The sequence below is a fragment of the Pseudonocardia kongjuensis genome, from assembly GCF_039526905.1.
Lineage (GTDB): Bacteria > Actinomycetota > Actinomycetes > Mycobacteriales > Pseudonocardiaceae > Pseudonocardia > Pseudonocardia kongjuensis.
Genome location: NZ_BAAAJK010000004.1, coordinates 164,445 through 176,632, shown reverse-complemented (window position 1 = coordinate 176,632; position 12,188 = coordinate 164,445). Strand labels below are relative to the sequence as shown.

The window sequence follows — 12,188 nt, the reverse complement described above, 5'->3', positions numbered from 1 at the left end:
GGGGTCTTCCAACCTCGACGTCGTGGCGGGTGCGGTCAGGGGGTCAGCCGGCTAGCGGATGAAGTAGATGACGGCGAACAGCGCGATCCACACCACGTCGACGAAGTGCCAGTAGTAGGACACGACGATCGCAGCGGTGGCCTGTGCCGGGGTGAACTTGCTCAGCTTGGTCCGGATGATCAGGTAGACGAACGCGACCAGACCGCCGATGACGTGCAGGCCGTGGAAGCCGGTCGCCATGAAGAAGACCGACCCGTAGGCGCTGGACGAGATCGTCGTCGCGTGGTGGGTGGCCAGCACGTAGTACTCGTAGGACTGGCCGATGACGAAGAAGGTGCCCATCAGCAGGGTCACGACGTACCAGCGGCGGAGCCCGAACACGTCGCCGCGCTCGGCGGCGAACACACCGAACTGGCAGGTGAACGACGACGCGACGAGGACGATCGTGATCGTCAGCGCGTACGGGACGTCGAGCTCCGTCGGGGGCGGGGGCCACGGTCCGTCGTTCTGCGCCCGCGCGGTGAAGTACATCGCGAACAGCCCGGCGAAGAACATCAGCTCGCTGGCGAGCCAGACGATGGTGCCGATACTGACCAGGTTCGGGCGGTTCAGCGAATGGATCCGCGCGCTGATGTTGGGTGCCGCTGTCGTCACGCCGGGCATTATGACCCGAGCCGAACTTCTACGGCTTGTCGGGATACCCATCCGCGCATCACGATCGGCGAACGGTGCCCGTGATCAGCAGATCCTCGGCCGGCCCGGGCGGCGGGCGTGTCGCGCCCGGTGCCGCAACGGTGGAACGAACGACGACCCCCGCCGGGTTCCCGGCGCCCGGCCGCCCGGGCGGACCGCCCGCACCGTCTACTATCCGACGGGTGGCGAGCGGAGCAGCGGCAGAGATCGGCGGCGCGACCGGCGGAACGGCGGGCGGCACCAGCACCGTGCTGGTCTACAGCCACCGTCCCGAGGTGCGCGAGGGCATCATCAACGCGGTCGGGCGCCGGCCCGCCCCGGACGTCGGCCGGGTGACCTACCTCGAGGCGAGCGGCATCGCCGAGGTGCTCGCGGCCTGCGACGCCGGCGCGGCGGACCTGCTGGTCCTCGACGGCGAGGCGCAGCCGACCGGCGGGATGGGCGTCGCCAAGCAGCTGCGGCACGAGATCGTCGACTGTCCCCCGATCGTGCTGACCGTCCGGCGCCGCGACGACCGGTGGCTGGCCACCTGGTCGGAGGCCGACGCCGTGCTGGTGCACCCGCTCGACCCGATCGAGTCCGCCGAGGTCGTCGCCCAGGTCCTGCGCGAGCACCGCGCCGGAACCCTGACCGCACAGAAGTAGAAGGACACATCGCGTGAGCGCACCCACCTGGCCCTCCGTGATCGGCCGGCTGGTGAGCGGCCGGGACGTCAGCGCCGAGGAGGCCACCTGGGCGATGGGTCAGGTGTTCGCCGGCGAGGCGACCCCGGCCCAGCTCGCCGGGTTCCTCGTGGCGCTGCGCGCGAAGGGCGAGACCCCCGCCGAGATCTCCGGCATGGCCGACGCGATGCTGGCGCACGCACTGCGGGTGGACGTGCCCGGGCGGGCCGTCGACGTCGTCGGCACCGGCGGCGACCAGGCGCACACGGTGAACATCTCGACGATGTCGGCGATCGTCGTCGCCGCCGCCGGTGCGCCGGTGGTCAAGCACGGCGGGCGGGCCGCGTCGTCCCAGTCCGGCACGGCGGACGTGCTGGAGACGCTCGGCGTCGCGATCGAGCTGACCCCGGCCGCCGTCGAGCGGTGCGTCGCCGAGCTGGGCATCGGGTTCTGCTTCGCGCAGGCGTTCCACCCGGCGATGCGCTTCGCCGGCGGGGTCCGCCGCGAGCTGGGCGTGCCGACCGCGATGAACCTGCTGGGGCCGCTGTCCAACCCGGCCCAGCCGGCGACCGGGCTGATCGGCTGCGCCGATCCGGTGCACGCCCCGACGATGGCCGAGGTGTTCGCCCGGCGCGGCAAGTCGGTACTGGTCGTCCGCGGCGACGACGGCCTCGACGAGCTGACCACCACGACGTCCAGCTCGGTCTGGATCGCCGACGGCGGCGAGGTCCGCCGGGCCCGGCTGGATCCGGCCGATCTCGGCGTCCGCCCGGCCACCGCCGACGACCTGCGCGGCGGGACCCCCGAGGTGAACGCCGCCGTGGTGCGCGACCTGCTGGCCGGGAAGACCGGCCCGGTGCGGGACGCGGTGCTGCTCAACGCGGCGGGTGCGCTGGCCGCGCACCGCGGGATCGGGGACGACCTCACCGCCGCGATCGGCGACGCGCTGGAGACGGTCGCCCGGGCGATCGACTCCGGGGCCGGGGCCGATCTGCTGGCCCGCTGGGCGGCGCTGTCCACCGAGCTCGCCGCGGGCTGACGCCCGGCCGGTCCCCGAGCGCCCCGCGCCGGCCGGTCAGTGCGCCCCGGCGCCGCCCCGGACCGTCGTGCGGACGAGCTCGGCGACCGCGGCCGGGTCCTCCAGCGGCATCGCGTGACCGAGACCGGCGAGCTCGACGCAGCGCGCGTCCGGGAGCATCCCCTGCAGCAGGGCGGCGGTCTCGGCGTAGGCGCCGGTGCGCTCCGGGCTGCGGGCCCCGTGCACGATCAGGACCGGCCGGTCCAGGCCGGCGGCGGCGCCCGGATCGAGGTGCCACTCGATCGCGGCCCGGATCTCGTCGTCGAAGAAGTAGGTCGCGTCCGCCAGCAGCTGCGCGTCGGCGCCGTCGCCGTTGCGCTGCACCGGCAGCGGCGCCCAGTGCGCACCGCAGACGCCGTCCAGGAAGATCCTCGCGGCGGCGCCGGCCCCGCCGGCGCCGAGCGCGGCCATCGCCGGCCCGACGACCCGTTCACCCAGTTCGGCCCCGGCCGGACCGGACGGGCTGGGTGCCGGTTCGAGCAGGATCAGCCCGGCGACCAGGTCCGGCCGGTCGAGCGCGGTCTGCAGCGCGATGGCGCCGCCCGAGGAGTGCCCGACGATCCAGGACCGGCCGGCGCCCAGCCGGTCGAGCACGGCGGCGCAGTGCCGGGCGTGGTCGGCGATCGTCAGGTGCCGGTCCACCCGCGGGCTCGCCCCGTAGCCGGACCGGTGGGTGCGGACGATCCGGTGGCCGTCGAGGGCGGGCTCGCGCAGCAGCGGGGCGAACCAGTCGCCGTAGAGGCCGGCGTGCACCAGCAGGACGGTGTCGCCGGTGCCGCGCTCCTCGTAGTGGATGCGGACGCCGTCGCCGACGTCGGCGAGGCCGGAGATCGCGGTGTTCGATGTGCTGGTCATGGCCACGACGATCGCGGCCGGGGCGCCCGCGCGGATCCGGGAGCCTCACGGATCTAGTCGGGCCGGGGCGCGAGCCAGTGCGGGAGGGAGCCGCGGCCCGGTTCGCCGGTCTTCGCGAGCAGCCTGCTGACGTGCGTCTCGACGGTGCGCCGCGACAGGTGCAGGCGGCGCGCGATGCCGGGATTGTCCAGGCCCTCGGCGACCAGGCCGAGCACCTCGAACTCGCGCCCGGTCACCCCGCGGGCGCGCAGGTGCACCGGGACCGGTCCGTTGTCGCGGGCGGGCCGGGGCACCGCTCCCCCGGCGCGACGCAGCAGCACCCGGCACCGGCGGACCATCCGGACCTCGCCGGTGCCGGCCAGCCAGGCGAGCGCGGCGTTCAGGGTCGCGATGGGGTCGACGAGGCCGTCCGCCGTGCAGAGGAAGGAGTCGAACAGGGCCCGGTGGAACGGGCTGCGCACCAGCAGGTCGCGGCCCTGCGCCAGCAGCCGGGCGGCCCCGGCGGCGTCTGCATCGTGGTGCGCGGCGACGGCGTCGGCCAGCCGCAGGGCCGCCCGGTTGATCACCTGCACGCCGACGTCGGAGCGCCGGAGCTCCGCGCGGGCCCGGCCGTCGGCGGGATCGGCGATCGTCGTCAGCAGCGCCCACTCCCCCCAGATCGGGGTGGCGTTGGCCCCGGGCGCCCCGCGCAGGACGCCGACGGCGCGGCCCAGCCCGGTGACCGCGCGCTCCGTGTCGCCGTCCAGCCAGGCGTCGAGGCCGGCCAGGTGGTGGCGGGTGGCGTGGATGTGCACCGGGCTGACCGAGTAGCGCAGGGCCTCGTCGAGGATCGGGCCCGCCTCGTCCGGGTGGTCCGCGAGGACCCGGCCCCGGGCCACCCACATCAGCGCGTGCCCGCGCACCCCGTCCAGGCGCAGCCGGGCCGCCCGGTCGGCGCACCGCCGGGCGCGGGCCGCCGCGCCGACCATGCCCTCGGTGCCCGCGGCAAGCGCCGTCTGCTGCAGCTCCAGCCCGAGTGCGGTGCCGAGCATCCCCGCCTCGACGGCGAGCGCCTCGGCCTCCCGCAGCGCCGCGCCGTCGCCCGCCTCGAACAGCTCCTCGACGCCGAGCTCGGACAGCGCGCGGATCCGCTGCGGGACGAGCCCGTGCTGCTCGGCGGTCCGCAGCGCGGCCCGCAGCGCCTCCCCCGCCCGGCGCGGGTCGGAGCGGCGCCGGGCGCGGCCCGCGATCTCGAGCGCCGTGCAGAGCAGGTCCGGCCGGCCGGCCCGCCGGGCCGCGGCGGCGGCGCGGTCGGCCAGCCCGGCCGCCGCGCCGGGATCGCCGCGGCCCAGTGCGAGCTGCGCCGCCAGGCCGAGGGCGCGCGGACCGGCCGGGTCGGCGATCTCGTGCAGGTAGCGCTCGGCGTCGTCGAACCGCTCGGCGGCGAGGCAGGCGTCGGCGAGCGCCGCCGCGAGGTCCGACCGGCCGGTCCCGGTGGCCCGGCGCAGCTCCTGGTCACCGCCGGCCAGCGCGTCGCCGACCCGGGCGGTGAGCGCGAGCGCCCGGACGTGGTCGACCCGGACCGCGACGGCCAGGGCGGGATCGCCCGCGGCCAGCACGACGGCGCGTTCGAGGACGTCGATCCCGGCCGCGAGGGCACCGGCGCGGACGTGGTCGGCGGCCTGTCTGCGCAGCAGCGCGGCGGCGCGGTGCGGGCGACCCGCGCGGGCGTGCAGGTCGGCGAGCAGGGCGGGTTCGTGCTCGGCGGTCCCGGCGCCGGCCAGCCGGTCGGCGACCGTCGCGGCAAGATCGGCCCGTTCCGGCGCGGACAGCCGGGCGAGCACGGCGTCGCGGGTGAGCGCGTGCCGCCACCGCGGTGTCCCGGCCGGATCGAGGGCCAGCAGCCCGCCATCGGCCCCGGCCCGGATCGCGGCGGCGACGAGCGAACGCCCGGCCCCGGTCGCGGCGGGCAGGAGCTCCCAGCGGACGTCCTGCCCGAGCAGCGCCGCGACGACGATCACCTCCCGGTGCTTGTCGGTCAGCCGGGCGGTCCGGTGCTGCACGATCTCCGCGAACCCGGGCGGGACGGTGCCGGCGAGGTCCCGCACGGCGGGCCGTCCACCGGGGCCGTCGCCCGGCGCCCCGCTGCCCAGCAGGTGCGCGACGAGCTCCTCGAGGAGCAGCGGCAGCCCGCCCGCCGCGTCCACCAGGTAGGTCTCGAGCTCCGGGGCCAGCTCCCCGCCCGCGCACATCCGCGCCAGCCCGGCCAGCTCGGCGCGCCCCATCGGGGGGACGGCGACGTGGGCGGCCTCCCGGCCGTCCAGCAGCCGGGTGAGGCCGTCCGGTCGTCGCTCGTCGCTGCGGGCGGCGCCGACGACCCGCACCCCGGAGCCGGGCAGCGACGGCGCGACGTACTGCAGCACCGCGAGGGTGTCCTCGTCCGCCCAGTGCAGGTCGTCGAGCAGGACCAGGCACCGGCCACCGTCGCGGACGACGTCGAGCAGCTCCAGGACCGCCTCGCCCAGCACCAGGGCCGGATCGACGAGATGCGTCGACGGCGCCGTCCCGGCCGGCCACGACGGCAGCACCCAGGCGAGCACCGACCGGAAGGGCGCCAGGCGCCGGTCCGCCGCGAGTGCGGGCGGCGCGGCGCGCACCAGCGCCTCGGCCAGCGGCCGGAAGGCGCCGCCGCCGGGGACCGCCCGGCCGCGGAGCACCCGCGCCCCGGCCGCAGCCGCCCGGTCGCCGAGCTCGGACAGCAGCCGGGTCTTGCCCGATCCGGCCTCGCCGGTCAGCAGCGTCAGCCCGCCGGCACCGCCGATCGCCTGCCGGGTGAGGGCCGCCAGCTCGGCCTCCCGGCCGATGAACGACGCCGTGCCGCCCGGCCGTTGCACCGGGGCAGTATGGGGCGCGCAGGCACCGGTGCACCAGGCCGGACGGCCGTCGCCTCGGCGCCGGGCACCGCACCGTCTAGCCTGGACGCGACCACCGGTCCCGACCCGAGGGGGAGTCCCCGTGATCACCGCGATCGTCCTGGTGCACACCGCTGCCGACCGGATCCCGGAGACCGCCCAGGCGATCGCGGACCTGGATGGGGTCGCCGAGGTGTACTCGTGCGCCGGGGACGTCGATCTCATCGCGATCGTCAAGGTCCGCGAGCACGAGCAGCTCGCCGACATCATCGCCGGCAAGCTGGGCCGGGTCGACGGGGTGATCGGCACCGACACCCACATCGCGTTCCGCTCGTACTCCAAGGCCGACACCGACGCCGCGTTCGCGATCGGGCTGGACTGACCGTCCGCGGCACCGGGCCGGTGTGGCGCAGGCCGCACCCGCTTGCTACTGTGATCGTCATGCGCCCCGTCGAGCACATCCTTGCTCCGGCCGCAGCGCTGCCCGCAGCACGACTTACCGCGGCAGTAGCACTGCGCGTCGGCTGATCCAGGCCGCCGACGCGCCGCGCCCCATCCAGGCGCACCCCTCCCGTCCACTGTCACGACGGTCGAGACCTGGCTCGCGTTCTGAGCCTCACTCGCGCAACGCACGGAGCCCTCCCATCATGAGCATCACCGCCGACCGACCCACCACCTTCAGCTTCCCCGCCGCCTCCGGTGGCCCCGCGGACATCGCGGCCCGGATGCCCCGCCGGCACACCGTCGTCACCGGCGACGGGATGGACGGCGTCATGCAGCTCGCGACCGCGCTGCAGACCTGCGGCCGCCCGCTGCGGGAGTTCTCGGTCGACGTCCGCGAGGGCGTCGCCTACAGCTCGGTCACCTGCACCATGTCGATGACGCCCGCCGAGGCCGACGAGTTCGAGAGCCGGATGCTCGCGATCCCCGGCGTCCTGGCGGTCGACCCGTACTGAGCGCCGCACCGCCCGGCGACCCCTCGGCGACCGCCCGGGACCTGCTCGCGGTCGGCGGCTCCGTCGTAGTCGCGGCGGTGCTCGGCGGGTTCTGGGTCGCGATCGGGCCCGGCCATCCGGTGTTCGCCGTGGTCGCCGCCACCTGGACCCTGCTGCTCGGCGCGCTGGTGGGCGAGCCGCTCACCCGGCGCACCCCCGACGGCTGGCTCCGGGTGCCGCCTGCGGAGCGGATCTGGCACCGCAGGCTCGGCGTCGCACGGTTCGACCGGCTGCTCGACCGGATCCGCTGGAACCGCGTCGTCGCCCGGATGCGCTCCTACGACGGGACCCGGGCCGCCCTCCCCGCGCTCGACCGGGCCGTCCGGGAGAGCCTCGTCGCGCACGCCGCGGGGTTCGCGGTGCACGCCGGGCTCACCGTCGCCGCCGCGGCCGCCGGGTACGGCTGGGGCGCACTGTGGCTCCTGCTCGGCGGCCTGGCCGTGCACGCCTGGCCGGCGCTGCTGCAGCGGTCGCTGCGCCTGCGGCTCCAGCCGCTGCTCCCGCGCACCGGCTGACGCTCAGGACCGGGCGCCGGTCCCCCGGGCCGCGTCGAGCATCAGTGCCCGGTCGGCGATCTTCACCCGCTCGGTGCCACCGCGCCGGGCACCCAGCCCGATCTCGGCGGCGTCCAGGCGCAGCCAGTCGTCCCACAGCACCGGCTCGATCCCGTGGTCGCGCAGCCGGTCCAGCACCGCGTCGCCACCCGGCCGGGGCGGCGTGCCGAGATCGGGCAGGTCCGCCAGCACCGACGCCGCGGTCTCCGCGCCGTCGGCCTTGTTCGTGCCGATCACGCCGGTCGGGCCGCGCTTGATCCAGCCCGCCACGTAGCTGCCGCGCAGCGGCTCGCCGCCGAGCACGACCCGGCCCGCCTCGTGCGGCACGGTGCCGGTCGCCGCGTCGAACGGCAGGCCGGCGATCCGCTCGCCGCGGTAGCCGATCGCGCGCACCACCAGCCCCGCGTCGAGCACCGCGGTCTCCCCGGTTCCGCGGATCCGGTCGTCCGCGGTGATCTCGTTGCGCTCGACCTCGACGCCGGTGACCCGGCCGCCGGTGCCGAGCAGCCGCACCGGGGAGCGCAGGAAACGCAGGTGCAGCCGCCGGCGGCCGCCCCGCCCGGGCGGCTCGGCCGCCCACTCGGTCAGGGTCTCGACGACCTGGCGCATCCGCCGCTCGGCCGGTTCCGGGACGCCCGCGGCGAGCACGCCGTCGTCGTGCACCCGGATCTCGACGTCGTCGAGCTTGGCGAGGGCGCGCAGCTCGGCCGGGGTGAACCGGACGTGCTGCGGGCCGCGCCGGACGAGCACGTGCACGTCGGTGACCGAACCGGCGCGCAGCGCGTCGAGCACCGCGTCGTGCGCGTCGGTGGCGGCCAGGTCCTCGGCCGGGCGGGCGAGCACCCGGGCGACGTCGATCGCGACGTTCCCGGCGCCGACCACCACCGCGCCGGGCCGGTCCAGCGCCGGGCCGGGGCCGCTCGCGTCCGGGTGACCGCAGTACCAGGACACGAACGCGCCGGAGCCGACCGACCCGGTCAGCTCCTCCCCCGGGACGCCGAGATCGCGGTCCACCGCGCTGCCGGTGGCGTGCACGACGGCGTGGTAGTGCTCGCGCAGCGCCTCGCCGGGGATGCCGCCCTCCCCCACGTGCACGTTGCCGAGGAAGCGGACCCGGTCGGCGTCGTCGAAGGTGGTGACCAGCGCGCGGATCACCGACTTCATCTTCAGGTGGTCCGGTGCGACGCCGTAGCGGACCAGGCCGTACGGCGCGGGCAGCCGGTCGATGATGTCGACGTGGACGCCCGGATCCCCCTCCAGCAGGGCCTCGGCCGTGTACAGCCCGGACGGACCGGAGCCGATCACCGCGACCCGGTACGGGCGGGGGGTGGGCACCTGCGCGGACGTCACGATCGCACCTCCGTGAGCGGTTGGTGACGACGCTAACAGCCGTCCCCCGTCCGGGCGATCACGCAGCGGGACGCAGTCCGGATCCGGTCGCGCGGACCGCGACGCGGCCGTCGGGCAGCAGCAGCTCGGTGCGCATCGCCCAGAACCGCCTGCCGTCGCGGACGGTCGTGGTGCGCGCCCGCAGTGCGACGTCGACGTGCGCCGGGCGGAGGAACTCGACGGCCAGCGACAGCGGGCGGGCCGCGGGGTCGCCGAGGTGGGCGGCCTGCGCGGCGGCGGCGAAGCCGCTCAGCACGGCGCCGTGCGTGGTGCCGTTGAGGTTCACCGTGGACGGGCCGGGGGTGAGCACCGCGTCGGCGCCGTCGAACTCGAGCCGCTCGGGCCGCAGCCGCTGCGGGTCGAACGGCGGGATGGCGGACCGGAAGTCGGTGCCGGGACCGGACCCGCCGTCCCGGGACCCGCCGGCGGCGGGATCGATCGCGCCGCCGGGCCGGGCGAGCCCGCCGGGCCGGTCCGGGACGGCGGTGACCGCCATGCTGACGACGGCGTGCGCGACCAGGACGCCGGTGTCGTCGCGCATCTCGGCGCGGCCGACGCCGATCTCGTCGTCGAGGTGCAGCAGGCTCAGCTCGGCGGTGAGCCAGGCCGCCTGCGGTGCGGGCGTGCCGGCGAGATCGAGCCGCAGGTCCACGGTGGGCGCGCCGGCGGCCAGCTTCCCGGTGGAGAACACCAGGTAGCCGATGCCGGAGTCGGCGAGCAGCGCCGGGAGCAGCGGCAGCACCCGCCCGGTGGCGTCCCGGACGCCGTCGTGCAGCGGGATCCGCAGCCGCACGTCCTCCCGGGTGGACGCCGGATCGGGCGCCATCCCCAGGCCGGTCTCGACCGGGGCGCGGCGCATCCGCTCCCGGGTGGTGGTGGTCGTCGGTGCCGGTCCGGTCATCCCGTCATCGTGCGATACGGACACGTTTCGCAGGCCCGGGAAGGGCTGTGCGGTCGGTCACGCGGGCTCGACGGCCCGGTTGCAGCGGAAGGTGCTCCGGTAGTCCGCGGGTGAGACGCCCAGCGCCCGCCGGAAGTGGTGCCGCAGCAGGGCCGCGGTGCCGAACCCGGCGCGGGCGGCGACCGCGTCCATCCCGAGCTCGGTCTCCTCCAGCAGGGTGCGCGCGTGCAGCACCCGCTGCGCGGAGATCCACCGGTGCGGGGTGGTGCCGGTCTCCTCGACGAAGCGGCGGGCGAAGGTCCGCTCGGACATCGCCGCCCGCCGGGCGAGCGCGGCGACGGTGTGCTCGGCGTGGAGGTGCTCGAGCAGCCAGGCGAGCAGCGGGGCGAGCGAGTCCGCGGTGCACTCGGGCACCGGCAGCTCGACGAACTGGCGCTGGCCGCCCTCGCGCTGCGGCGGGACGACCATCCGGCGGGCGATGCCGTTGGCGACCGCGCCGCCGAGCTCGCGGCGGACCAGGTGCAGGCAGGCGTCGATCCCGGCGGCGGTGCCGGCGCCGGTGACCAGGTCTCCGTCGTCGACGTAGAGCGCGTCGTCCTCGACCAGTGCCTCGGGATGGGTGGCGCGCAGCTCGTCGGCATGCTTCCAGTGCACCGTGCAGCGCCGGCCGGAGAGCAGCCCGGCGGCGCCGAGCACGAACACGCCCGAGCAGACGGACAGGATGGTGGCGCCGCGGGCGCGGGCCTCGCGCAGCGCGTCCAGCGCGGCCGGCGGGAACTCGCGCAGCGCGGTGGCGGCGACGCAGACCAGGTCGGCGCCGGGCAGCGCGTCGAGCCCGCGATCGGGGGTGATGGTGAAGCCGTTCTTGGTGGTGACCGGGCGGCCGGCCTCGGGGCCGCAGACCACCCAGTCGAGGACGGGCAGGCCGTCGTCCGAGCGGTCCAGCCCGAACACCTCGCAGAGCACGCCGAACTCGAAGACGGCGAGCTCGTCGAGCACGAGCACCGAGACGCTGCGCAGCATGCACCGACGGTAGGACGGCAGGAACGCCCGGTCCAGCAAGATCCTGCCAGTCGGCGTCGGTTTCCGGCCGGGGCGGCGTCAGGTTGCGTGCCAGGCCGCCAGCCGCTCCGCCTCGTCGGCCACCGCGCGGGCGTCGGCGGTGCGCAGCGGCGCGAACGGGACCGTCTCGATCCGCCCGTCCCGGTGGGTCCAGGTGCCGGCGACCCGGCCGTCGACCAGGAAGGTCGGCGCGGACCGGGGCCGGGTCGTCGCGAAGACGTGATGGCGGTGCGCGGCCGGCAGGATCCGGGCGCGCGCGGCGTGCCCGAGCAGCAGCACGGCGTCGAACGGGCCGAGGAAGCGCACCGGCGCCGGGGTGCGCGGATCGGGCAGCGGTGCCCGGGGAACGTCGACCAGCTCGGCGCCGTCCTCGCCGGTGAACCGGCGGAGCTCGGTCCCGGCCAGTGCGGTCCGGGCGACGCCGACCGGCCAGCCGGCGAACCGGGCGACGTCCGGTACCGACGCCGGGCCGAACGCGCGCAGGTAGCGGCGCGCCAGCCCGGTCCGGGCGGCGCCGGACGCGGTGCCGGACACAGCGCCGGGCTCGGGCGCGGTGCCGGCCGGGGCGAGGCCGTAGACGTGCGCCCGCGGCGAGTCCCAGGTCCCGGCGGGCGGCACCCGGACCAGGTCGATCCAGTGCTGGACGCCGGGGAAGGCGGCGGCGGGCAGCCCGCGGGCGGTGAGCCCGGCGGTGATCTCGGCCTGTCGCAGCGGCCCGCCGGCGAGCAGCCCGGCCACCGCGGCCGCGGCCGCGGCCATGTCGTCGGCGGTGAGCTCGCGGCGCAGCCGCAGCCAGCCAGCCCGCTGCTCGGCCCGCACCGCCGCGGTGAACGGGGCGTGATCGCGGCGGGCCAGCATGTGGATCGTCGAGCGCATCGCCCACGCCTGCACGACCCGGCCGTCGTGCAGCATCGTGGTCAGCTCGCCGCGGTCGAACCGGGCCAGCCGGGCGTGCAGGCCCAGGTAGCCGGACGGCGCGTGCTGGGTCTGCAGGCCGCACAGCCGTTCCAGGGCGCGCGGCACCGGCAGCTCGGCCCGGTCGAGCAGCAGCTGGCGGGCCAGCAGCGCGCGCAGACTCTGGTCCGCGGTGAGCTCTCGCACCCCGCGG

General features: G+C 76.7%; 12 protein-coding genes. 5 read left to right on the top strand and 7 right to left on the bottom strand.

Annotation, left to right across the window (positions count from 1 at the left end):
* Window positions 1-51 precede the first annotated feature (51 nt).
* Window positions 52-663: an aa3-type cytochrome oxidase subunit III gene (ctaE, locus tag ABD160_RS05005; RefSeq protein ID WP_344018745.1), complete on the bottom strand. Its 612-nt coding sequence runs from the start codon at window positions 661-663 to the stop codon at window positions 52-54.
* 278 nt (window positions 664-941) lie between these two features.
* Between ctaE and ABD160_RS05000 the strand changes: the two genes are divergently transcribed.
* Window positions 942-1,337 (top strand): response regulator transcription factor, encoded by a 396-nt coding sequence (locus tag ABD160_RS05000; protein WP_344019328.1) that lies wholly within the window; start codon window positions 942-944, stop codon window positions 1,335-1,337.
* A gap of 13 nt (window positions 1,338-1,350) precedes the next feature.
* On the top strand, window positions 1,351-2,394 hold the full coding sequence (gene trpD / locus ABD160_RS04995) for an anthranilate phosphoribosyltransferase (RefSeq protein WP_344018743.1): 1,044 nt from the start codon (window positions 1,351-1,353) through the stop codon (window positions 2,392-2,394).
* A gap of 36 nt (window positions 2,395-2,430) precedes the next feature.
* Here trpD and ABD160_RS04990 read toward each other — a convergent pair whose 3' ends face one another.
* Entirely contained in the window at window positions 2,431-3,288 is an 858-nt protein-coding gene (locus ABD160_RS04990; RefSeq protein ID WP_344018741.1) for an alpha/beta fold hydrolase, read from the bottom strand.
* A 53-nt stretch (window positions 3,289-3,341) separates the two neighbouring features.
* Window positions 3,342-6,161, bottom strand: coding sequence for an AAA family ATPase (locus ABD160_RS04985; protein ID WP_344018739.1), 2,820 nt, complete (start codon window positions 6,159-6,161; stop codon window positions 3,342-3,344).
* Between the two features lie 121 nt (window positions 6,162-6,282).
* On the opposite strand from ABD160_RS04985, the gene ABD160_RS04980 reads away from it, so the two are divergent.
* From ABD160_RS04980 to ABD160_RS04970, 3 genes are all read left to right on the top strand, one after another.
* Window positions 6,283-6,561: an Lrp/AsnC family transcriptional regulator gene (locus tag ABD160_RS04980; protein ID WP_344018737.1), complete on the top strand. Its 279-nt coding sequence runs from the start codon at window positions 6,283-6,285 to the stop codon at window positions 6,559-6,561.
* A 265-nt stretch (window positions 6,562-6,826) separates the two neighbouring features.
* A complete protein-coding gene (locus ABD160_RS04975) occupies window positions 6,827-7,135 on the top strand; it encodes a hypothetical protein (RefSeq protein WP_344018734.1) in 309 nt (102 codons plus the stop codon).
* A 77-nt stretch (window positions 7,136-7,212) separates the two neighbouring features.
* The gene (locus ABD160_RS04970) at window positions 7,213-7,689 is read left to right on the top strand and encodes a glycosyl-4,4'-diaponeurosporenoate acyltransferase CrtO family protein (RefSeq protein WP_344018732.1); all 477 of its coding nucleotides are present in this window, start codon (window positions 7,213-7,215) and stop codon (window positions 7,687-7,689) included.
* Between the two features lie 3 nt (window positions 7,690-7,692).
* Here the strand turns inward: ABD160_RS04970 and ABD160_RS04965 are convergent, their stop codons facing one another.
* From ABD160_RS04965 to ABD160_RS04950, 4 genes are all read right to left on the bottom strand, one after another.
* Window positions 7,693-9,078, bottom strand: coding sequence for an FAD-dependent oxidoreductase (locus ABD160_RS04965; protein WP_344018730.1), 1,386 nt, complete (start codon window positions 9,076-9,078; stop codon window positions 7,693-7,695).
* A 58-nt stretch (window positions 9,079-9,136) separates the two neighbouring features.
* Window positions 9,137-10,018, bottom strand: a complete 882-nt coding sequence (locus ABD160_RS04960) for a PaaI family thioesterase (protein WP_344018728.1) — start codon at window positions 10,016-10,018, stop codon at window positions 9,137-9,139.
* 57 nt (window positions 10,019-10,075) lie between these two features.
* Window positions 10,076-11,041, bottom strand: a complete 966-nt coding sequence (locus ABD160_RS04955) for a helix-turn-helix domain-containing protein (RefSeq protein WP_344018725.1) — start codon at window positions 11,039-11,041, stop codon at window positions 10,076-10,078.
* 78 nt (window positions 11,042-11,119) lie between these two features.
* Window positions 11,120-12,181, bottom strand: a complete 1,062-nt coding sequence (locus ABD160_RS04950; protein WP_344018723.1) for a winged helix DNA-binding domain-containing protein — start codon at window positions 12,179-12,181, stop codon at window positions 11,120-11,122.
* Between the last annotated feature and the right edge of the window lie 7 nt (window positions 12,182-12,188).

Excerpts from the sequence above, each read along its gene's own strand:
- ctaE (WP_344018745.1), bottom strand. The coding sequence starts at position 663 with ATGCCCGGCGTGACGACAGCGGCACCCAACATCAGCGCGCGGATCCAT.
- ABD160_RS04990 (WP_344018741.1), bottom strand. The coding sequence starts at position 3,288 with ATGACCAGCACATCGAACACCGCGATCTCCGGCCTCGCCGACGTCGGC.
- ABD160_RS04975 (WP_344018734.1), top strand. The coding sequence starts at position 6,827 with ATGAGCATCACCGCCGACCGACCCACCACCTTCAGCTTCCCCGCCGCC.
- ABD160_RS04960 (WP_344018728.1), bottom strand. The coding sequence starts at position 10,018 with ATGACCGGACCGGCACCGACGACCACCACCACCCGGGAGCGGATGCGC.
- ABD160_RS04955 (WP_344018725.1), bottom strand. The coding sequence starts at position 11,041 with ATGCTGCGCAGCGTCTCGGTGCTCGTGCTCGACGAGCTCGCCGTCTTC.